The organism is Paenibacillus sp. J2TS4 (genome assembly GCF_018403245.1).
In the GTDB taxonomy this organism is placed as follows: Bacteria; Bacillota; Bacilli; order Paenibacillales; family NBRC-103111; genus Paenibacillus_L.
Genome location: NZ_BOSH01000004.1, coordinates 26,034 through 45,609, shown reverse-complemented (window position 1 = coordinate 45,609; position 19,576 = coordinate 26,034). Strand labels below are relative to the sequence as shown.

Annotated in this window: 19 protein-coding genes; 3 read left to right on the top strand and 16 right to left on the bottom strand. The window is 49.0% G+C overall.

The window, feature by feature from the left end; all coding sequences use genetic code 11:
• Positions 1–135: 135 nt before the first annotated feature.
• Together KJS69_RS10375 and KJS69_RS10370 are read right to left on the bottom strand one after the other, a co-directional pair.
• Positions 136–465 carry a spore coat protein gene (locus tag KJS69_RS10375; RefSeq protein ID WP_213583693.1) on the bottom strand — a complete coding sequence of 110 codons (330 nt, stop codon included), beginning with the start codon at positions 463–465 and terminating at the stop codon, positions 136–138.
• A 27-nt stretch (positions 466–492) separates the two neighbouring features.
• Positions 493–711, bottom strand: a complete 219-nt coding sequence (locus tag KJS69_RS10370; RefSeq protein WP_213583692.1) for a hypothetical protein — start codon at positions 709–711, stop codon at positions 493–495.
• A 258-nt stretch (positions 712–969) separates the two neighbouring features.
• Here KJS69_RS10370 and KJS69_RS10365 point away from each other — a divergent pair, with 258 nt between their 5' ends.
• Positions 970–1,641: a hypothetical protein gene (locus KJS69_RS10365; RefSeq protein ID WP_213583691.1), complete on the top strand. Its 672-nt coding sequence runs from the start codon at positions 970–972 to the stop codon at positions 1,639–1,641.
• A 130-nt stretch (positions 1,642–1,771) separates the two neighbouring features.
• On the opposite strand, the gene KJS69_RS10360 is transcribed toward KJS69_RS10365, so the two are convergent.
• From KJS69_RS10360 to aroA, 3 genes are all read right to left on the bottom strand, one after another.
• Positions 1,772–2,194 (bottom strand): CoA-binding protein, encoded by a 423-nt coding sequence (locus KJS69_RS10360; protein ID WP_213583690.1) that lies wholly within the window; start codon positions 2,192–2,194, stop codon positions 1,772–1,774.
• Positions 2,195–2,428: 234 nt separating this feature from the next.
• On the bottom strand, positions 2,429–3,253 hold the full coding sequence (locus KJS69_RS10355) for a C39 family peptidase (RefSeq protein WP_213583689.1): 825 nt from the start codon (positions 3,251–3,253) through the stop codon (positions 2,429–2,431).
• A gap of 36 nt (positions 3,254–3,289) precedes the next feature.
• Positions 3,290–4,582 carry a 3-phosphoshikimate 1-carboxyvinyltransferase gene (aroA, locus tag KJS69_RS10350; protein ID WP_213583688.1) on the bottom strand — a complete coding sequence of 431 codons (1,293 nt, stop codon included), beginning with the start codon at positions 4,580–4,582 and terminating at the stop codon, positions 3,290–3,292.
• Between the two features lie 287 nt (positions 4,583–4,869).
• Between aroA and KJS69_RS10345 the strand changes: the two genes are divergently transcribed.
• Complete coding sequence (locus KJS69_RS10345) at positions 4,870–5,163, top strand: rhodanese-like domain-containing protein (RefSeq protein WP_213583687.1); 294 nt, start codon at positions 4,870–4,872, stop codon at positions 5,161–5,163.
• Positions 5,164–5,167: 4 nt separating this feature from the next.
• Here the strand turns inward: KJS69_RS10345 and KJS69_RS10340 are convergent, their stop codons facing one another.
• Entirely contained in the window at positions 5,168–5,683 is a 516-nt protein-coding gene (locus KJS69_RS10340) for a shikimate kinase (protein WP_213583686.1), read from the bottom strand.
• A gap of 200 nt (positions 5,684–5,883) precedes the next feature.
• On the opposite strand from KJS69_RS10340, the gene KJS69_RS10335 reads away from it, so the two are divergent.
• Positions 5,884–6,177 (top strand): hypothetical protein, encoded by a 294-nt coding sequence (locus tag KJS69_RS10335; protein ID WP_213583685.1) that lies wholly within the window; start codon positions 5,884–5,886, stop codon positions 6,175–6,177.
• Here KJS69_RS10335 and gndA read toward each other — a convergent pair.
• The 10 genes from gndA to KJS69_RS10285 form a co-directional block, all read right to left on the bottom strand.
• Positions 6,174–7,583, bottom strand: a complete 1,410-nt coding sequence (gene gndA, locus KJS69_RS10330) for an NADP-dependent phosphogluconate dehydrogenase (protein ID WP_213583684.1) — start codon at positions 7,581–7,583, stop codon at positions 6,174–6,176. The genes KJS69_RS10335 and gndA overlap by 4 nt on opposite strands.
• A gap of 269 nt (positions 7,584–7,852) precedes the next feature.
• Positions 7,853–8,620, bottom strand: coding sequence for an SDR family oxidoreductase (locus tag KJS69_RS10325; RefSeq protein WP_213583683.1), 768 nt, complete (start codon positions 8,618–8,620; stop codon positions 7,853–7,855).
• 39 nt (positions 8,621–8,659) lie between these two features.
• On the bottom strand, positions 8,660–10,207 hold the full coding sequence (gntK, locus tag KJS69_RS10320; protein ID WP_213583682.1) for a gluconokinase: 1,548 nt from the start codon (positions 10,205–10,207) through the stop codon (positions 8,660–8,662).
• Positions 10,208–11,476, bottom strand: a complete 1,269-nt coding sequence (locus KJS69_RS10315) for a nickel pincer cofactor-dependent isomerase, group 22 (RefSeq protein WP_213583681.1) — start codon at positions 11,474–11,476, stop codon at positions 10,208–10,210.
• A gap of 93 nt (positions 11,477–11,569) precedes the next feature.
• A complete protein-coding gene (locus KJS69_RS10310; protein WP_213583680.1) occupies positions 11,570–12,571 on the bottom strand; it encodes a LacI family DNA-binding transcriptional regulator in 1,002 nt (333 codons plus the stop codon).
• Positions 12,572–12,802: 231 nt separating this feature from the next.
• The gene (locus tag KJS69_RS10305) at positions 12,803–14,077 is read right to left on the bottom strand and encodes a Gfo/Idh/MocA family protein (protein WP_213583679.1); all 1,275 of its coding nucleotides are present in this window, start codon (positions 14,075–14,077) and stop codon (positions 12,803–12,805) included.
• A gap of 96 nt (positions 14,078–14,173) precedes the next feature.
• Entirely contained in the window at positions 14,174–15,856 is a 1,683-nt protein-coding gene (locus KJS69_RS10300; RefSeq protein ID WP_213583678.1) for a response regulator transcription factor, read from the bottom strand.
• A 12-nt stretch (positions 15,857–15,868) separates the two neighbouring features.
• Entirely contained in the window at positions 15,869–17,599 is a 1,731-nt protein-coding gene (locus KJS69_RS10295; protein WP_213583677.1) for a sensor histidine kinase, read from the bottom strand.
• Positions 17,600–17,638: 39 nt separating this feature from the next.
• Positions 17,639–18,523 (bottom strand): carbohydrate ABC transporter permease, encoded by an 885-nt coding sequence (locus tag KJS69_RS10290; RefSeq protein ID WP_213583676.1) that lies wholly within the window; start codon positions 18,521–18,523, stop codon positions 17,639–17,641.
• Between the two features lie 37 nt (positions 18,524–18,560).
• Positions 18,561–19,466 carry an ABC transporter permease gene (locus tag KJS69_RS10285; protein ID WP_213583675.1) on the bottom strand — a complete coding sequence of 302 codons (906 nt, stop codon included), beginning with the start codon at positions 19,464–19,466 and terminating at the stop codon, positions 18,561–18,563.
• Positions 19,467–19,576: the final 110 nt, after the last annotated feature.

Here is a 19,576-nt window from a genome sequence, read left to right as displayed (position 1 = left end):
TTTTTGAACAACCTCTATTAGAATGGTAAAGCCTGTCGTCTCATTTGTAAAGCTAATAAGTTCATATCCCGAGAGTAACAGCATGGCAAAGTAAAAGCCCTGATAGGGTCAGGGCTTTTAACAGTACAGCCAGAATTATTGAAAATTCGGAAATTGCGAGCTGTAATTGCTGAATTGAGTGTGGGCCTGGCTAATTTCCTGCTGATCGGCAGCTTTCATTTTATACCAGCCCTTTTGAAACATCGCATCGAACACTTGAAATTGAGTTTGGTGAAGGTCTTGCAAAATTTGAGCGACGCTTTGATGAAGCTGAGGATTTTGCATTTCATTCAGACCGATGTTATAACCAATCGTGAGCTGTTTAATGCTCGATAACACGTCATTAATCCGATCCCGGTCATTCATCTCCGGCCCTTTAACCTGCGGCTCTTGCGGCGATTTCGGCATGGCAATTTGCAGACTCATGAGGGCGTCCTCCTTTTATTGAATAAATTATTGCAGCTGAGACAGAATGGTCTGATAATGCTGCTTATGCTTCTCGCCTACTTGCTTGATAAGCTGCTTAAGCTGCGGATCCGTACACAAATTAGCGGATTCATTGCATTTTTTCATCGCCAGAAGCTCCCAGGATAAATAATCCTTCATATACAGAAGCTCCTTCTCCGAAATCATGCTGCGGTCAGACGTCATTTGCTGATTGTTCGTTTGCATTGCAATACACCCCCAAGGTTTGGATGTGGAAGAAGCGGACCCGATTAGGCCCGCTTTAAAGTGCTCAAGTTAGAAACGAATTCCGCTTTGAGCCGGATTTTGGGAATCGGAACGAAGGTAGCTGTCATGTCCTTGCTGATTTCCACGATAATTGGCCGTGTGGAAAGAGCTGGCGCCCGAACCCACTCCCATGTTCATTGAACCGCCAAAGCTGCTCTGCGACGAAGGCTGCTGGGAATCGGAACGAAGGTAGTTGTCATGTCCTGGTTGGTTCCCACGGTAATTGGCCGTGTGGAAAGAACTGGCGCCCGAACCAATGTTCATCGAACCGGCTCCAAAGCTGCTTTGCGACGAAGGCTGCTGGGAATCAGAACGAAGGTAGTTGTCATGTCCTGGTTGGTTCCCACGATAGTTGGCCGTGTGGAAAGAGCTGGAACCCGAACCAATGTTCATCGAACCGGCTCCAAAGCTGCTTTGCGACGGCTGCTGGGAGTCAGAACGAAGGTAGTTGTCATGTCCTGGTTGGTTCCCACGGTAGTTGGCCGTGTGAAAAGAACTTCCCCCCATACTGCTCATCGAGCCGGCGCTGAAGCTGCTCTGCGAAGAAGGCTGCTGGGAATCAGAACGAAGGTAGTTGTCATGTCCCGCTTGGTTCCCACGGTAATTGCTCGTATGAAAAGACTGCATTCCGTAGGAAGTATTGCCTGCTTGATTTTGCTGATTCTGGCCATATTTGGATTGAACAAAACCGGTCGGCTGGAAACTTTGGGAAGTACGAATCGAAGATTGTCCTATGCCAAAGGAGCTTTGGGAAGGGTTCTGCGAATCGGAACGAAGGTAGTTATCATGACCTGTTTGATTCCCGCGGTAGTTCGCCGAATGGAAAGAGCTTTGGTTATACACGCTTCTGTGTCCTCCTTGAAAAAGTGAGGTCCTCCTCTCATAAAAACACAGAAAGGAAGCCATCTATATTGTCCGCCAGCGCTTGTACTTTTATTTATGGATAGTATTGGTCCCGCATTAAAAAAACCGCCCTCCGGGGCGGTTACGATTCCTTTACTTAGCGAGGCGGAAGCAATATCGAGTCCTCTACCTTAATACAGCGGTCCATAATAACCTGAAGACCGCCTTCTTGAGCAATCCTCGCCGATTCTTCATTGATGATTCCCTGCTGCAGCCACAGCACTTTGGCTCCGATCTTAACCGCTTCCTCGGCAATAGGGACCGTATGCTCGCTTCTGCGGAAGACATTCACGATATCGACCGACTCGGGTATATCCGTTAAGGATGGATAACATTTCTCGCCAAGAATTTGCTCTGCATTCGGATTAACAGGAATGATCCGATATCCTTTATTCTGCATCGCCTGTGAAACCATGTGGGAAGTCCGGTCCGGATTGTCTGACAGACCGACAACGGCAATCGTTGTGGCAGCCTCCAAAATTGATTTAATTGTATCCCGCGACGGATTCTCGAACGTCATCACAATAACCTCCCGGTTTAATGTATATATGGCACTAAAGAAAGCGATCATTCCGTTCCGAAGGAAAGTGCCTCCGAAGCTTCAAACATCTTGTTTTGTATTCCTTCTATATGGATTGGCCTTCGGATGGTAGGAATACAAAGCCAAAACTCGCCCTGGAAGCATCTTTCTTTCTCCACTCCATGATCTATTGAATCTTTAGTTCAACTTATAGTCGGCATTATAGATTACCCTTTATTCCGTATAAGTAATCGCCTGCTTTCCCATAAGCTCCCAGGTTTCAATAAATCTTGCTTTATCTACTTTAACCTGCGCCTTGCCTGAATAAGGGTCGTTGACATAGACATTATTCTCATCATATCCGACAACCAGCACAGCATGCTCAATAAAGGTGGTCTTGATTGGCCCGATCGGAGTGTCCCAGACAACCCACTTATCCGGGATTCTAAAAGTAATCGTTGTCCACGCAATGACAGGAATACCGCTTGCGATATGTCTTTCAATCTCTTCAAATTCCCCTCCGGTCAGATCGACAGCCGTAGGGATATAGCTTTTCAATTGCTCTATCAATGCCGTATGAAAGATTCCGAATCCTTTAGCTTTACCGGTGACCTCACCTACAAAGCCCAGATTCGGATTTCCCCAATAAGCAATGGAGCCATCCGCATTATAGCTGATTGGAGTAGGATCTTTGGGCATCTCCTCTGCAAGCTCCATCTTGTCCTTGTCAAATCCGGCAAACTGAAGAAGCATCGTCAAACTTGTCACTTCACAGCCCGAATACAGTTCAGGATATTGCTTAATGGCTGGAGCCGACAACATCGCGGACGAAGGATGCGGCAGAGGCCCAAGCTCTTCCGCCCCGGATTCTTCCTCGACGGACAAGGAGAGATCACCCTCTCCTAAATCGTCCGCGGCTTCGAAAGCGGCGGCAAACGCCCACGGTTTACCGGTTATTTTGGAATACAGAGCCAAGGACAGCCCCCCGCTAGTTAAAGCCAATGAGATGAGCAGCAAAAGACTCAATGTGTATTTAAGCACACTGGCAAAGATACTCATTCGTTATCAACTCTTCTTTAATTAATAATTCCGCTCTTAATCTTGCAATTCAATTTGCGCTCCCAACGACAGCAAATGTTCAAAGTAGTGTGGGTAAGATTTGGCAACATGATGAGCGTCGCGGATGACCAACCCTTGTCTGGAACGCAAGCCTACGACCGTCAGGGCCATAATCACCCGATGATCGTAGTGAGCGTCGATCTCTAAACCGCCTTCTACGCCTTCGGGCTTTCCGTGAACAATAATCTCGCTCTGTCTCTCTTCGACGTTAGCTCCCGCTTTATTCAGCTCCGTAACAAAGTCCGTTATCCGATCGCATTCTTTATAACGCAAATTCTCGACATTATAAAATCGGGATGTGCCTTCGGCAAAGACAGATGCGGCGACCATCGCCAGAACGGCATCCGTAAACTGATCTCCATCGAACTCTCCGGCCTTCAAAGCCGAAATTCCCTGTACATGAACCGTCCCGTTCTTATGCGTTAACGGAACTCCCATGGAACGAAGCACATCCACAACTGCGCGTTCTCCCTGCTTGCTGTTCTCCTCCAGCCGGTGAACCGTAACGTCGGATCCCGTAACCGCTGCCGCGGCTAGAATAGCTGCTGAACCCGGATAATCTCCTTGGATTGTATATTCTTGAGCTTTATAACGCTGTCCCCCCGGTATCCGGTAGCGCATTAAATCGCTCGCCGCTTCGATGTGAATGCCCGCCTGCTCCAGCACCTCCAAGGTCTGGCCGACAATGATCTTCGATTTCAAATCATGCAGCACTTCGATTTCACTGTCCTCTTTAAGAAGAGGTGTCATAAACAGCAAGGAGCTTAAAAATTGCGAACTCACATTCCCTGAAACGGAAATTTTTCCTCCTCTGGGTTCGCCTCCGTAAATAGTAATCGGCAGCTTGCCGCCGTTATGATCGACCCTTACATTCATTTGCTCGAGAGCGGTGATCAAGTCGCTATGAGGCCTTTTTCCTAACGATTCCGGATAAGTGTTGACGAAAGTAAGCTCCGGGCAAAAGGCGGCAACCGACATTAGAAATCGGAGCACCGCTCCGGCGTTGCCGACATTTAACTCACGGACTACCTGCGGATTCCGCCCGAAGCCCGTAATAGTCATCTTCTCTTCATCCTCGGCAACGATGGCTCCAAGATCTCGGATGCAGCGACGCATCGCATCGCTGTCCTCGCTATGCGCCGGGTAAAGCAGAGTGCTTGTCCCTTCCGCCAAGGCTCCGACAAGCATGTACCGCGTAGTGTAATTTTTGGATGAAAGGGCGTTGATAGTCCCTTTAAGTTCTGGCGTAGGTTTGACGATAGCCTTCATCTGGTCGAACTCTCCCTCTTTATTTATCATTAGTAGTGCTTGAGTCACATAGGTTGGATAACACTTGGGTTGCCGATCAGCGGCAAACCTTAATCAATTGCTTTAAGTGTACCATATGCCTATCCGCTTGGGAATCTTCTCCTTAAAGGAACGCCTCCTGGCGAGAACACACACCTTCCGTGCCTTCCCAGTATACGCCTATTGACCCAAGATTGACTCTCTTTTGACATTGGTTCCGGCGTTATTCATAATAAGTAACAAGCGATTATAGAACTGGAGGATCGTTCATGAATACTATAACTCCGTCCGAAGTGAAACAACGCCTCGCCAAAGGGGAAAAGCTGCGCCTTCTCGATGTTCGTGAAGACGAGGAAGTGGCCGAAATCGCTCTCCCCGGCATCCAGCACATCCCGCTCGGAGAACTGCCCGAACGGTACAATGAAATTGAGCCGGCTGAAGAAATTATCGTCATATGTCGCAGTGGCAACCGCAGCGGCAAAGCATGCGAATATCTGTCCGCGATGGGCGTGACCGGCCTGAAAAATATGGTCGGAGGCATGCTCGAATGGGAGAAGCTCTAAGAGCTTACTCCCCTCCCCAACCGCCGGCCTTCAGAATAGCTGCAACAATGTCCTGCACCGGCATATTGTCAGTGTTAATATGTATATCGGCAAAATCGTATGCATTTTTACGCTGTTCCATTAAAGAGGCGACTCTTTCCTCCAGATTTCCCTGAAGCAGAGGCCGGTTTTGGTCCGCCCGTACCCTCTCGATTATCGTTTCAACTGATGCAGACAGGGCTATGACCAGGCCATTGCTGCTCATCCTGGCCCGGTTCCCGGCGGCCAGCACCGCTCCGCCTCCCATCGACACAATTTGCCGGTTCTGCTGCATAATGTCTGCAATGACCGCGGTTTCCACCTGTCTGAAATAAGCCTCCCCATTCTGTGCAAACATTTCAGGGATCGTCCGTCCCTCTTTCTCTTCGATTTTTGCATCCACATCGACGAATGACCAGCCAAGCTTTCCGGATAAGGCTAATCCGACCGTACTTTTACCCGTACCCATAAATCCAATCAATACCAAATTGCTGTATTTCATCCTCTTGCCCCTTTGCTGAAATTCTTTTACTTCTTAAATATACATGAACAACAGCTGTATTTTATATGAGCCGCTCTTCCATTGCTTTTTGCATATTTTATTTTTACAGCTATGAATAAATTAACATGTTTACAGCAAGGATGTGAATAGACTAGCTATACACAACCATTAATTGTAAACTCTGTAAAGGAGCTGGCCTTATGCTGTCGTCACATCCCAACCCTTCGAGCCGCAGGCTGGAGCAAATTTTACACCCTAACCATCCTTTATGCAAAGATGACGTCATCTGGATGCTCGAATGGATTAAAAAAAAGGTGGCTGAGGGCGACCCTAAATTGCTGGACCTGCCTCAACCACGCTTGTTGAAGAACTTTCATTATTTTGCCGAAACGGCGATGATGTTTATTCATGGCCGTCCGGTATACGATCAAGAATTGGATAGTATTAAAAGCTGGCTTCGAGAGGCCGGCTATGGACTAATCGACGCCGATTAATCCATCCACTGGAAGTGGAAGGAACCTTCTTTATCCACGCGTTGGAATGTATGCGCTCCGAAGTAATCCCTTTGTGCCTGCAGCAGATTAGCCGGCAATCTTGCCGTACGGTAGCTGTCGTAGTAAGACAGAGCCGAGGCGAAAGACGGGACAGGAATTCCCCGGGAAACGGCCTTCGCGATCACTTTTCTCCAGGAGTCCTGATAGCTTTCGACGACTTCTTTAAAGTACGGATCAAGCAGCAGGTTTTTGAGCTCTGGTTGACGGTCGTATGCGTCTTTAATATTCTGCAGGAACGCCGCACGGATGATGCAGCCCCCGCGGAAAATCATGGCAATATTGCCATACTTCAAATCCCAGTTGTACTCTTCGGAGGCCGCTCTCATCTGAGCGAATCCTTGAGCGTAGGAAATAATTTTGCTGGCATAAAGAGCTTTGCGAACATCCTCAATAAACGCCTGACGGTCTCCGTCAAATGGCTGGGAGGCCGGTCCGCTCAGCACCTGGCTGGCTGCTACTCGCTCTTCCTTCATGGCCGAGAGGAAGCGGGCAAATACCGACTCGGTAATGATAGACAGCGGAACGCCGAGATCCAGCGCACTTTGGCTCGTCCATTTCCCCGTTCCCTTCTGTCCGGCCGCATCCAGAATAACATCGACCATCGGCTGGCCGGTTTCCGGATCGCGTTTGCCGAAAATATCGGCCGTAATTTCGATCAGGTAGCTGTCCAGCTCGCCCTTGTTCCATTCGCTGAAAATTTCATGAAGCTCGTCCGTGCTCAGACCGAGAACATCCTTAAGCAGTTGATAGGCTTCACAAATAAGCTGCATATCCCCATACTCGATTCCATTGTGTACCATCTTGACGTAATGTCCAGCGCCGTCGGGTCCGATATAAGTACAGCATGGATCTCCGTTTACTTTGGCAGAGATGGAAGTCAGAATCGGCTCGACGAGATGATAGGCGTCCTCTTGCCCCCCCGGCATAATTGCCGGCCCTTTCAGCGCCCCCTCTTCTCCTCCGGAAACGCCCGCCCCGATAAAGCGAATGCCGCGTTCTTCGAGAGCTTTGTTTCTTCTTTGAGTATCCGGGAAGTAGGCGTTGCCCCCATCGATCAGAATATCTCCCTTATCGAGAAGAGGAACGAGTTGATCGATCATGGCGTCCGTCGGTTCGCCGGCTTTGACCATAATTAAAATTTTGCGGGGAACCTCCAGCGATTGCACAAATTCCTCCATGCTGTATGTACCAAAGAGGTTTTTGCCCGGGGATTCCGCCAGCAGCTCCTTCGTCTTTTCCGGAGACCGGTTAAAGACAGAGACGGTAAACCCTCTGCTTTCAATGTTCAATGCCAGATTTTTGCCCATGACGGCTAATCCGATGACGCCTATTTGTTGTTTAGACATATTCGTTCTCCCTTCTAAAAAATCATGTTAGCTATATAAGTTGCACTAAAGAAAGCGATCATTCCGTTCCGAAGGAAAGTGCCTCCGAAGCTTCAAACATCTTGTTTTGTATTCCTTATTTATTTGATCGGCCTTCGGATGGAAGGAATACAAAGCCAAAACTCGCCCTGGAAGCATCTTTCTTTCTCCACTTCATGAGCTTTGAATTCTTTAGTGCCGAGTATATAACCGGAAAAGAGTCCTTTCCCGGTTATATCCATCCCATTCAATTATATCGTCATCGCTCCGAAACCGCCGTCGACGCGGATGAACGCTCCCGTCACAAAGCTGGAAGCCTTGTCCGAAGCCAGGAATACCGCTGCCCCTTGCAGCTCCTCCGCCTCGCCAAAACGCTGCATCGGAGTATGTCCCATAATGGATGCGATGCGCTCCTCAGACAAAATCTTGCGATTTTGTTCCGCGGGGAAAAATCCGGGAATGATGGCATTAACCCGTACCCGGCTCGGTGCAAATTCCCGTGCTAAATACTTCGTAACGCTGTTCACGCCGGCCTTGGAAGCGGAATAAGTGAACACCCGGGACAATGGCGGATCGGACGAAACTGAGGAAATGTTGATGATGCTTCCGCCTTCTCCTTTGTCAACCATATGTTTACCAAAGATTTGACAAGCTAGTACAACACTCTTCAGATTGACATCGATAATCCGGTCCCATTCTTCCATTGTAATCTCGAAGAACGGGGTTGCGCTATTAACACCCGGACAGTTCATAAGCACGTCCACCCGTCCTGTCCAAGCGATCACTTCCTGTAATATCCGCTTCAAATCTTCCTCGCTGGTAGCGTCCGCGGTGAAGCTCTTCGCTTGCCCGCCGGCTTCCCGGATGCTCTGTACGACTTGCTCGGACTTCTCCTGATTGCGGCCGACAATAGCGACGTTCGCGCCGTGCCCGCCAAGGGCAACGGACATTGCGCCGCCCAAAGTGCTGTTTCCGCCGATGACTACTGCCGTTTTACCGGTTAAATCGAATAAGTTCATTGTGTACCTCCTGGGATTGGAATGTCAAGCATTAATCCATCAATGGGCATGCTTATGTTGAAAGGCAGCGATGGCGTCAAATTCGCCGGTCAACTGCTTGTAAACCCTCATATAAATTTCGGTTAATTCGCGGTAAACCTCGTAATGGGCGGAATGGACCTGATGCCGCTGATTCGCCTGCACCCAATCATGCACTCCGCTGAAATCATTCACTTCTCCGATGGCCAACAGTCCGAGCTGAGCGGCTCCAAGCCCCGAGCTTTCGATGGAATCCGGCACCGTTACCGGAGTGCCCAGCACATCGGCCATCATCTGCCGCCAAAAAGCGGAGCGCGCAAACCCGCCTGAGGCACGAATTTCCCGGGTGCGTCCTCCGACTTCCTCCAAAGCGGCGACAACCGAATGAATCCGGTAAACGACGCCTTCCAGCACGGAACGGATCATGTGCTTCTTCTCATGGAACATGGACAAGCCGAAGAATACCCCTCTTGCGTTCGCATTCCAATACGGCGCTCTTTCACCTAACAGGAGCGGCAGGAAGAGCAGACCTCCCGAACCCGCCGGAGCTTCCGAAGCTAATTCGGTTAAATAATCGTAAGGGTCCATTCCTCGGCGGCGGCCTTCCTCCGCTTCCAGCGTGGCAAGCTGATCGCGCACCCAGCGGAACATGATGCCCCCATTGTTTATCGGCCCTCCGATCACCCAAAAGTCCTCCTTAAGCGCATAGCAGAACAGCCTGCCTTTAGGATCGGTCAGAGGCTCTCGGACGACTCCTCGGACAGCACCGCTGGTACCTATAGTTACCGAATAGACCCCCGGCTCAAAAGCCCCGGCTCCGAGATTCGCGAGTACGCCGTCCGAAGCTCCGATCACAAACGGAGTGTCCGGCTCCAGTCCCATCTGCGAAGCAAGCTCAGGCGCCAGCCCTTCGAGCACACAGGTAGTCGGTACCGGCTCGGACAGCTTCTCCGCCGATAGGCCTGCCGCTTCCAGCGCCTGACGGTCCCAGTCCAGATTGCGGAGATTGAACATTCCGGTAGCGCTGGCCAGAGAGTAATCGATGACATATCGCGCAAAAAGCCGTGCGAAGACAAACTCCTTGATGCCGATAAACTTGTAAGCACGATGGTAGATCTCCGGCTGATGATCCTTCATCCACATCAGCTTGGTGAGCGGCGACATAGGATGAATGGGAGTCCCGGTTCTTAAATAAATCTGATGCCCATCGAACTCCTTCTTTAATAAATCGGCATAGGAAGCGCTGCGGTTGTCCGCCCAAGTGATACAAGGAGTGAGCGGATTCGCCTCGGCATCCACTGCAATAAGGCTGTGCATGGCCGAGCTGAATGACACACAGGACACTTCCCGGGAGGCAACGTCGGCCTTACGGATCACCTCACCGATTCCGCGGACAGAGGCCTGATAAATTTCCAACGGGTCTTGCTCGGCCCGATCAGGACCGGGTGTATACAGCGGATACTCGATGGAATGAGAAGCAAGCACCCGGCCGTCGCGGTCAATCACCAGCGTCTTCGTGCTTGTCGTTCCGAGATCGACGGCAATGACGTAACGTTTAGCTCCACTCATTTAGAACAAATTCCCTTCGCTGTCAAATTTCAGTTCATAAGGCTCCGTCAATATTTCGATATCCGGATGGTTTCTGGCTTCCTCCAGCAAGTTAACGGAGATTTCGATCTCGCCCAGATGAAGTGTATCCTGGATTCTGACCATGCGGCATTTTGTATAGTCCAGAATATTACACGTTTTAACCGCCGCCTTGATCGCCTCCCGCTGGTTGGACAGCGTCGTGGCAATCTTGGTTGGAGCGCATACCGTCGAAGTGAGCCCATTGGCGTATGTCGCCTTCAGATCCGTCTTGTCGACGAGCCTTTGTGTCGTAAAATCTGCGGTACCGACCCCGTTGGCGTTGCCTTTCGTTTCCGGTGTCAGATCGAATACGACCATTTTGGACACTTCGGGTCCTCCTTCAGCATAGGGGGTCGGATAACGTCCGGTTACATTCGGGTCCATCCCGTCTCCGCTAATATTTTTTCCGATATAGTCGATCAGGAGAACATCGATTTGCTCGAACAAAATTTTGGGCAGACGCTCCTTCGCTTCAACGAGCAGCTGCTCCTCTCTTTCACGTATTGCAGCGGCCGGAAGCACTTCAATCCGGCAGGTTTCATCGTAGGCGTTCTCGACGAGCGCCACTCCGAACAAGATGGGCAGCTTGTCAATCATGATTTCGGCCATGGCCGGCACATTCTCGGCCATATATTTAAACCCGAGCTGATGACAGGCCTCCGCGCCTTTTTGCTTCCCGAGCCCGATCGAGATCATCTTCATGATCCCGCTCTCAATCGGCCCGCGAAAGGCGGTGTGCGGCTTCACCCGGTTAATAACGACGATGGCGTCTGCTTCATAAGCATACTTATCTACATAGACCGGCAGTCCGTTCGAAAGTTGGTCGATTTGGACAACCTCCATCGAAGAACGAATCGGAGCTCCCATCGCTTCCTCCGTAACGCCCAGATGCTCCAGCACTTCCTTCTGCCCTTCTGCCGTAGCCCCGCCGTGACTGCCCATACAAGGGACGATAAAGGGATGGGCGCCGGCGGCCTTAATAGCATCAATCGTCGTTCTGGTAAACAAGCCGATATTCGCTACCCCGCGGCTTCCGACCGCAACTGCAACCTGCTGCCCGGGCTTTATGGCGTCAACAGCGCCCGGCTTGGCCAGCTCTTCCTCCAGCTTCCGCTGCGGATTCTCGACGACGCTTCGGTCGAATTTTTGCCGGATGCGGACCATTCGCGGAATAGGAATATCCTTAAGCAGTTGTTGTAAAATGTCCATATTGAATTCCTCCTTAGATGGCGTCCCCGGCTCGCTATAGCTGCTGTTAATAGCCGGTTTGCGACGCAGTGGACTGACGGCGTGCGCCCTGCTCTACCTCCGGGATACGGAGTCCCGGATCATTAATTCAGTGGGCAAATAGACAGTATCCTGCTTGCCCAAATCCTTGCTTTCGATCAGGTCAACCAGAACGGCCGCCCCTTTGCGGCTCATTTGCTCCACAGGTCTCTTGATGGTCGTCAATGCGGGGGACAGGTATCCCGAGAACAGGTTGTCATCGAAGCCGGCTAATGAAAGATCATCGGGAATCTTCAGCCCGTACTCCAGAGCCGCCTTCATGGCGCCAACCGCCATATCGTCATTGGAACAAAAAATGGCCGTCGGCAGCTCCGGAAGCTTCAATAGATCCTTCATGCGAATATAACCGCTTTCCAAATCGTAGCTTCCCTGAACCTGGTATTCTTCCCGGATTTGTAAATCATGCTCGGCCATAGCTTCCAAATATCCCTTTTTACGCTCCTGCGTCGATTTAAACCCGGCTTTTCCTTCAATGATCGCTATTCGTCGGTGTCCCTGATGAATTAAAAACTGTACAATCTGGAACGCCCCCTGCCGATCGTCTGACAGGATATTTACAGAACCGTATCCTTCTACATGCCGGTTCAGCACCACAAAAGGAATCCCGGATTCATGCAGATGGCGGATAAACTCATCGTCCCTCGCGCTTTGGCTCATAACCAGAACGCCGTCGAAGCTTTTTCTCGTTATCCCGTTGTAATCCTTGTAATCGTCGATTCCCCGGACGACAAGATTGTAAGACCCTTTGACAACATTGTTTACACCCCGAACCGATTCGAAAAAGAATCCTGCAGAGGTTCCCTCATTTAGGGTGGAAAAAAACAACCCCAGGTTATAAGAACGATCCAGGACAAGACTTTTGGCGCTGTAATTGGGCGTGTAATGCAGTCGCTTGGCAATCTCTTGGATTTTTTCTTTCGTCTCCCGGTTAATCAAGGGGCTTTCATTGAGCGCCCTGGAAACCGTAGTATGTGACACGTTGGCCAGCCTCGCGATGTCTTTGATCGTGACGCTCATAGTTTCACCTCTGCTACTACAATACCATATCTCTGCACACGTTAACAACGGAATCGATACAAATAAATTCGGTTGATTGGAATCCCGGGCTCAAACTCCCTATGGAGACCTCTTTCACGGACTTTCGCTGCTGTCTTAAATTACGAAAAAGCCTACAAATATGCAGGCTTTCAGACGTTAAACAAGCATTTATGGCGTGAGTTGAACAAGGTTTAGAATATGAAACAATCGTTAAACGCCCGCTTCTTCCTTCTCATACATCTCTGTCAGCTTTATGCTTCTGCCCTGCTGCAAGCGGGAGCGCTCGGAAGCGAAGGCAATCAAATGGCTTTGCAGGGAAGCTGTAGCCGATGTAAGGCCTTGAGACGGGTTGCGGTCGAACTGATGCACATTTTTGAGGAAGGAGCTCACCATCCGCTCATCGCCTCCGCCATGGCCGTCTCCTTGCACGCTGCATTTGATTTCAACCTCTTCGCCCGACGCATAGCGGTATAGCGTAAATGAACCTTTATCCATGTCGCCAATGATCTCGCCCTGCGTGCCCATAATCTGCACGCGGCGGGTACCGCTCTTCGGTAATCCCGACATAATAAAGTTAGCGTTGGCGCCGCTGGCAAATTCCATATTGACGACCTGATGGTCGACAACATTATTATCGCAGCGATAGACGCAGCGGCCGAACGGTCCTTCCTTAAGCGCCCGGATAATGCCTTCCTGCGACAAATCGTGCGTCATATAGCGCGCCCATTGATCGGCAGGCAGCTGCAAATACATTTTAATCGCTGAAAAAGCGCATTCCCTCTCTGCTTCGCAACCGTCGATGCAGCGGTCCGTTGAGCCCTCCGGCGCGTTCTCGGCCTTAAAATGAAGCAATGAGCCAAAGGAACTGACAGCTGTGCACGGCTCATCCATCAGCCAGGAGATGAGGTCCAGGTCATGGCAGGACTTGGCCAAAATCATCGGGCTTGTTTCCTCGGAATTGCGCCAATTGCCGCGCACGTAGCTATGAACCATATGGTGATAGCCCACGTTTTCGGTCAGCTGAATGGTGCCGATTGCGCCCAGCTCGCCCTCCTCGATGCATTTCTTGATGCCCGACCAGAACGGAGAATAGCGAAGGACATGCGTGACCACCAGCAATCGCTTATGCTTAAGCGAAGCTTGCTCCAGTTCTATGCATTCCCGCGCATTGGGCGACATCGGCTTCTCCAGCATAACATGGTAGCCAAGCTCCATCGCTTTCATTGCCGGTATATAATGCATTCGGTCAAGCGTACAGATGATCATCACATCAGCTATTTTCCCCTGTTCAAATGCTTTTTCCCAAGAATTATATGCATGCTCTTCATCGATTTGATGAATCTCCGCAAAACGCTGTCTGCGTTCATCATCCGGCTCGGCTACCGCAACAAACTTCAGTTCATTCGGAAATTTTTCCGCGTACGGTCCGTAAATGTATCTTCCTCTGCTGCCTGCGCCTAATAGTACAGCCGTTAATGTTTTCAAAGCTCTTCCCCCTTGCGTATACAATTGCATCCTAATTTCATTGTAAGGGGTGACTCCGCGCATAAAAAGAGATCATTGCTTACATTTCATATACATTTATTGACCTTGCTGCACCGTTTCGGTGCGGGCCGTCCGAAAATCCTGCGGCGTCATATCATTTTGCTTCTTAAAGAAGCGGATAAAAGCAAGTGCCGAATTGTAGCCCAGCTTGGCGGCAATTTCATTGACCTTCATGGATGTATTGAGCAGCATATCCTTTGCAATGACATTGCGGTAATCATTCACGTATTTAGAGAGTCCCATTCCCGTTATCTGCTTGTAAAGCCTCGATAGATAGGATGGATTCAAGCTGACATAATCCCCAAGAGCGGTTAGGGATATATCGTCGGCAATATGCTCCTCTATATAGCGATGCACCTTGTTGACGACCTCCGCCGGCAGCTCTGTTCCTCTAATCGCATTCCATTCAAAAAAGCCGTCCGCAATTTGCCAATAGTATGAAATAAGCTCCGTCCATGAAGCCGTCTCCTCCTGGCGGAACAGCATATCCAAATTAATCTGGGTATTCATATAGTCGCGCATGTCTTTATTTTTGTGCAAATGCGCCAGAAATACCGCAGACAGGGAATGGTACAGCTCAACCTTGCGCTCATAAGGCGTATCCGGATCTTTCCAGCTGTCAGTCAATTCAACAAACAGTTTATTGAACTGCTCGCGGTAATTATTTTCAAGACAGCTCATCAGCAGCTGCACGCGAGCGTGGAAAAAGCCATCATGATAGCTATTCGCCTTCTCATTTTCTTCGGACTTCTGAATATCTTTATCTGTCATGATGATTTCATGAAACAACCCATGGCCTTGCACAAGACCGTATTTCATCGCATGAAAACGATCCGACAGCCGATTCCATGGGGCCGCCTCGCTGCCAATAAGAAAAGATACGGAGAGGCTCAGTAATTTTTTGCTGGTAGCCTGTATCGTCTCCAAATTGCCGCTCACATAGCGGTAGGCCCTGGTCCATTCCACTGTGCCGGTATCCGATGTTAACTCCGGGCTGGCTTTAGGCTGAAAGATCCATACCATTTTGTTCATGTCAAATACGACTGAGAAGCAGCGCACATGGGCGGATAAATACTCATCGCCGATATTTTGCAGAGCGTAAGCGAGCAAAGCCTTGTCCGGGGCCGTGAACATTTCCTTCCAAGCATCGATCCGGCCAATCAGCAAATAAACAGGCAGCGATGCGTCAAGCGGAATGTCGATTTCCACAAAAGCGTCCCGAAGCTGCTCCCCGGTCATAGGCTTGCCTTGAAACAAGCCCCACATATATTCCTTCTGCAAGGAAGGCAGCGCTATTCTCATTTTGGACTGGGCGCGCAAGATCATTTGCGCCTGATCCTGTTCTTCTTCAATTTGCTCTATCGCCCGTTCAACCGCATGAACGATCTTCTCGTCGCTTTCCACTTTCAGCAAATAATCAAAGGCGCCAAACGTAAGGGCGCTCTTCGCATAGTGAAAATCATTGTACCCCGTCAAAAATATAACTTTGCACGCCGGCCACTGCGATCTTATTTCCTGCAGAAGCTCAATACCCTCTATGCCGGGCATCTTAATATCCGAAATCACAAGATCAATCCGGTGATGAGACAGCACCTCCAACGCCTCTTCGCCGGAATAGGCCTTCATGACTTCAAGCTCCAGATGCTCCGTCTGCTCGAACAACTCCAGAAGACCATCCACAATAATCGGCAGATCATCTACGATTAATAGTCTGTACATGGCGATTCCTCCTTAGCTCATGCTCAGCTTAATAATAGCTTGCAGCCCTCCCAGCTCAGAGCGTGACACGATCATGCCAAACTCTTCTCCATAACGAAGCTGAATTCTGCGATGAACATTAAGCAAGCCTGTTGTCTCCTCCATCCGGTTCGTTGAATGACGCAGCTTTTTGCCAAGCGCTTCTATTTCCTCGTCCGTAATGGACCCGCCGTTATCTTCTACATAAATGTAAAAAGCATCCTTTCGCAGCTTGCTGTGCACCCATAGCTCGCCTGGACCCAGCATATTGCCGAGGGCGTGTTTATAAGCGTTTTCAATAATAGGCTGTAAAATCAATCGGGGGACTTCAATCGGCTGGGATTCGGCTTCAAACAGCACTTGTATGCGATCCCCGTAACAGATCGATTGCATCTCCACATAAGTGCGGGAATGCTCCAGCTCCAGCTCCAGCAGGATGTCGTCATCATTATGGCGCGTAATGAATTGAAAATATTGCCCGATGTATAAACAGAACTGGTACGCCTTTTCCTTCTGGCTATCGGATTTAATCAAGCGGCAAAGCACAAAAAAGCAATTATATAAAAAATGAGGATTAATTTGCGATTGCAATCTTTTCAGCTCCGAGCGCTGAGTGCGAATTTGCTGCTCATAATTTTCCTCAATCAGTGTTTTCAAAGATTTCACAGTATCGTTAAAAGCCTGGTACAAATAGCCGAGCTCATCATTCCCGCGGTCGATCACGATCGGCTCCAGCTCGTTTTGCTGCATGCGGCGGAAGGAACGCACCAGCTTTATCAACGGACGGTATATTAACCGGATTAAAAAATAGGTGAAGAATAACACAATAAAAACGGCAAGCACGCAAGCCCACCAAAACAAAGTTTTATATACCTGCAAGGAACCGAGAAGCATATCTTCCGGTATGCTCGTTATCATGTATGAATTCCAGAGGCTGGAATACTTGAATACGGTTAGAAATCGTTTGTTTTTATACTGAATCGTTTCATAGCCTTCATCCATTTGCGCTGCCTGCTTTTCAAAAGCCAGCTGCTTCATCAGATCATGCAATTCAAGGTCGGAGCCGCTATTGATTTCCCAGTCACGCTCCAAATTAAGCAGTATGGTCTGGCCTCCCCTGCTGTTGCCGATTTGCGCTAATGTTTCTTTAATTTTGCCGGTTGAGAGCTCTACGCCCACCACATAGAGCGGATCCTTTTTGCCGGCAGGGTACTGCATCGTAATAAACAGCCGGTCCTGCCAATAAATAAAAGGCTCCGTATAAAGCTTCTTGCCTGGCTGCATCGCGGCATATTCTTCCGCATTCAGCTTGGTTTCAAAGCTGTTGCTCAGCACAGTGCGCTCGATATGCGGAATGTACGCCTTCGCCTCGCGAATAAACGGACTGGAATTTTTCATTAAATCCAAGCGGTGCTGAATATCCAATATTTTATACGACCGCTCGTAGGAGCTCATCTGCTCGCCGGTCGCCGCCACTTCCATTAAATCTCTGTCCATGACGTAGTTAGGCAAATATCGGTTGATCCGGTCCGCTTCTTTATTCAGGGAGTCTAAATAAAACCGCGTCGTATTCAAAATCGAATCGGATATTTCACTGCGAATATTATTGGCCCCCTGCTCATTAATCATCCAGGTAATGGCCATGAGCGGCAGCAAGGCCGCCAAAAAGGCAGCCATTATTTTTTTGAATATAGAGGAATCCTGTAAAAAGAATATACTTTTCATCGTTTGTTCTCCTGTGCCCGAGATCTACGACTTTCCTGTCTATTCTTTTACACTTCCCATTACAATGCCTTTAATGAAAAACCGCTGCAAGAATGGATAGACAATAAGAATCGGGAAAGCCGCAACGAAGATTTGTGCCGCCCTGCTTGTACGGTCAGACAGCTGGAGCATGAGCTCCACATTTTCGGATTTAATAAATCGGAAATCCATCTTAATAATAACGGTTTGCAAGAACGTTTGCAGCGGGTAATTTTCTGGATGATTCATATAGAGCATACCATCGAACCAGCTATTCCAATGCCCGACCATCGTAAAAAGCCCCGTTGTCGCCAGTGCGGGCAATGATAGCGGAACATATATTTTCCAAAGTGTTGCAAAATGCCCGGCTCCGTCAATCCGTGAAGCTTCCTCAAGCTCCTTGGGCAAATTGCGGTAAAAGTTCAATAGCAGGATGACGTTGAATACGTTAACCGCCGTAGGAAGCACCAGCGCTCCGAGTGAATCAATAAGTCCCAAGCTTTTAATGGTCAAATAGGTAGGAATAAGTCCGCCGTTGAACAAAATCGTAAAAACGAATATCCAGGCATAAACGGTTCTTAGACGAAACGTATTGCGGTCCTTGGATAAAGGATAGGCTGTAATAATCGTTAAAAGCATGCTTAATGCCGTCCCTGCAACAACCCGTTGAATAGAAACGCCAAAGGCTCTTAAATATTCAGGCTTGCCGAACACGTTATCATAAGCCGCCGTTGTAAATTCTACAGGCCACAGCGCAACCTTGCCGGCTGCCGCCGCCGAACCCGAGCTAAAGGAAATCGCCAAAATATGAATAATCGGCATTAAGCATAGAAAAGAAATAAACGCAAGAAAGATTAGATTGCAAACAAGAAAAGCCCTTCTTCCGAATGACGGTTTAATTGCCACGGTCTGTCTCCTTTCTGAATGACCGGCTTTTCCGCTATTAGAAAATACGGTAATTCGCTAGTCGGTATGCGAGTACGTAGGATACGGAAATAAAAATAAATGACACAACTGATTTCAATAAGCCGACAGCTGTGGCAAATCCGAACTGCGCTTGCTGTATCCCCATGCGGTAAACAAAAGTATCAATGATATCGGCACTTTCATAAACCGGCGCGCTGTACAGGTTAAATATTTGATCAAATCCGGCATTCAGCACATTGCCGATATTAAGCGTAAGCATAAGGACTATGATCGGCATCATGCCCGGCAGCGTCACGTGCAGCGTTTGTTTCCAGCGGCCTGCGCCGTCAATTTCAGCGGCTTCATAAAGCGTAGGGTTAATCCCTGTCAGCGCCGCCAAATAAACAATGGTGCCAAATCCAAATTCTTTCCATACATCCGAGATGACCATGACATAAGGGAACCAGTTATTGTCGCCGAGAAAGAAGATCGGCTTAATGCCCAACCATCCGAGCAGTTGGTTAAACACGCCGGAGGAAGGAGACAAAATATCGACCAAAATACCGCTCAGCAATACCCAGGATAAAAAATGGGGCAAATAGACCAATGTTTGGAACGTTCTTTTAATCCACTCTCTACGCAATTCATTAAGCAAAATAGCAATGGTGATCGGCACAAACAAACCGGCAACTATTTTCATTACAGCAATATATACCGTGTTAAAGAAAATACGGCCGATATCCGGATAATCCATTAACAATTGGAAGTTCCTCCATCCGATAAACGGGGAGCCGAACAACCCTTTACTCGGTACATATTTTTGAAAAGCCATCATGATCCCTGTCATTGGAATGTAACTAAAAATAATAATAAAAGCCAAACCCGGCAGCAGCATCAAATGAAGCGGCCATTCCTTCTTCCACCTGCGCGTCAGTCTATTCATATCTTCACCTCGCTGATTCACTTTTCATGCTGTGCATTCCTTGCTCAATAACCTATATATGTGGCACTAAATAAAGCTATCATTCCGTTCCGAAAGGAAAGTGCCTCCGA

Excerpts from the sequence above, each read along its gene's own strand:
- KJS69_RS10355 (WP_213583689.1), bottom strand. The coding sequence starts at position 3,253 with ATGAGTATCTTTGCCAGTGTGCTTAAATACACATTGAGTCTTTTGCTG.
- KJS69_RS10325 (WP_213583683.1), bottom strand. The coding sequence starts at position 8,620 with ATGAACTTATTCGATTTAACCGGTAAAACGGCAGTAGTCATCGGCGGA.
- KJS69_RS10360 (WP_213583690.1), bottom strand. The coding sequence starts at position 2,194 with ATGACGTTCGAGAATCCGTCGCGGGATACAATTAAATCAATTTTGGAG.
- KJS69_RS10310 (WP_213583680.1), bottom strand. The coding sequence starts at position 12,571 with ATGAGCGTCACGATCAAAGACATCGCGAGGCTGGCCAACGTGTCACAT.
- KJS69_RS10300 (WP_213583678.1), bottom strand. The coding sequence starts at position 15,856 with ATGTACAGACTATTAATCGTAGATGATCTGCCGATTATTGTGGATGGT.
- KJS69_RS10295 (WP_213583677.1), bottom strand. The coding sequence starts at position 17,599 with ATGAAAAGTATATTCTTTTTACAGGATTCCTCTATATTCAAAAAAATA.
- KJS69_RS10345 (WP_213583687.1), top strand. The coding sequence starts at position 4,870 with ATGAATACTATAACTCCGTCCGAAGTGAAACAACGCCTCGCCAAAGGG.
- KJS69_RS10375 (WP_213583693.1), bottom strand. The coding sequence starts at position 465 with ATGAGTCTGCAAATTGCCATGCCGAAATCGCCGCAAGAGCCGCAGGTT.
- KJS69_RS10285 (WP_213583675.1), bottom strand. The coding sequence starts at position 19,466 with ATGAATAGACTGACGCGCAGGTGGAAGAAGGAATGGCCGCTTCATTTG.
- KJS69_RS10370 (WP_213583692.1), bottom strand. The coding sequence starts at position 711 with ATGCAAACGAACAATCAGCAAATGACGTCTGACCGCAGCATGATTTCG.
- aroA (WP_213583688.1), bottom strand. The coding sequence starts at position 4,582 with ATGAAGGCTATCGTCAAACCTACGCCAGAACTTAAAGGGACTATCAAC.
- gntK (WP_213583682.1), bottom strand. The coding sequence starts at position 10,207 with ATGAGTGGAGCTAAACGTTACGTCATTGCCGTCGATCTCGGAACGACA.
- KJS69_RS10315 (WP_213583681.1), bottom strand. The coding sequence starts at position 11,476 with ATGGACATTTTACAACAACTGCTTAAGGATATTCCTATTCCGCGAATG.
- KJS69_RS10335 (WP_213583685.1), top strand. The coding sequence starts at position 5,884 with ATGCTGTCGTCACATCCCAACCCTTCGAGCCGCAGGCTGGAGCAAATT.
- KJS69_RS10340 (WP_213583686.1), bottom strand. The coding sequence starts at position 5,683 with ATGAAATACAGCAATTTGGTATTGATTGGATTTATGGGTACGGGTAAA.
- KJS69_RS10365 (WP_213583691.1), top strand. The coding sequence starts at position 970 with ATGTCCTGGTTGGTTCCCACGGTAATTGGCCGTGTGGAAAGAACTGGC.
- gndA (WP_213583684.1), bottom strand. The coding sequence starts at position 7,583 with ATGTCTAAACAACAAATAGGCGTCATCGGATTAGCCGTCATGGGCAAA.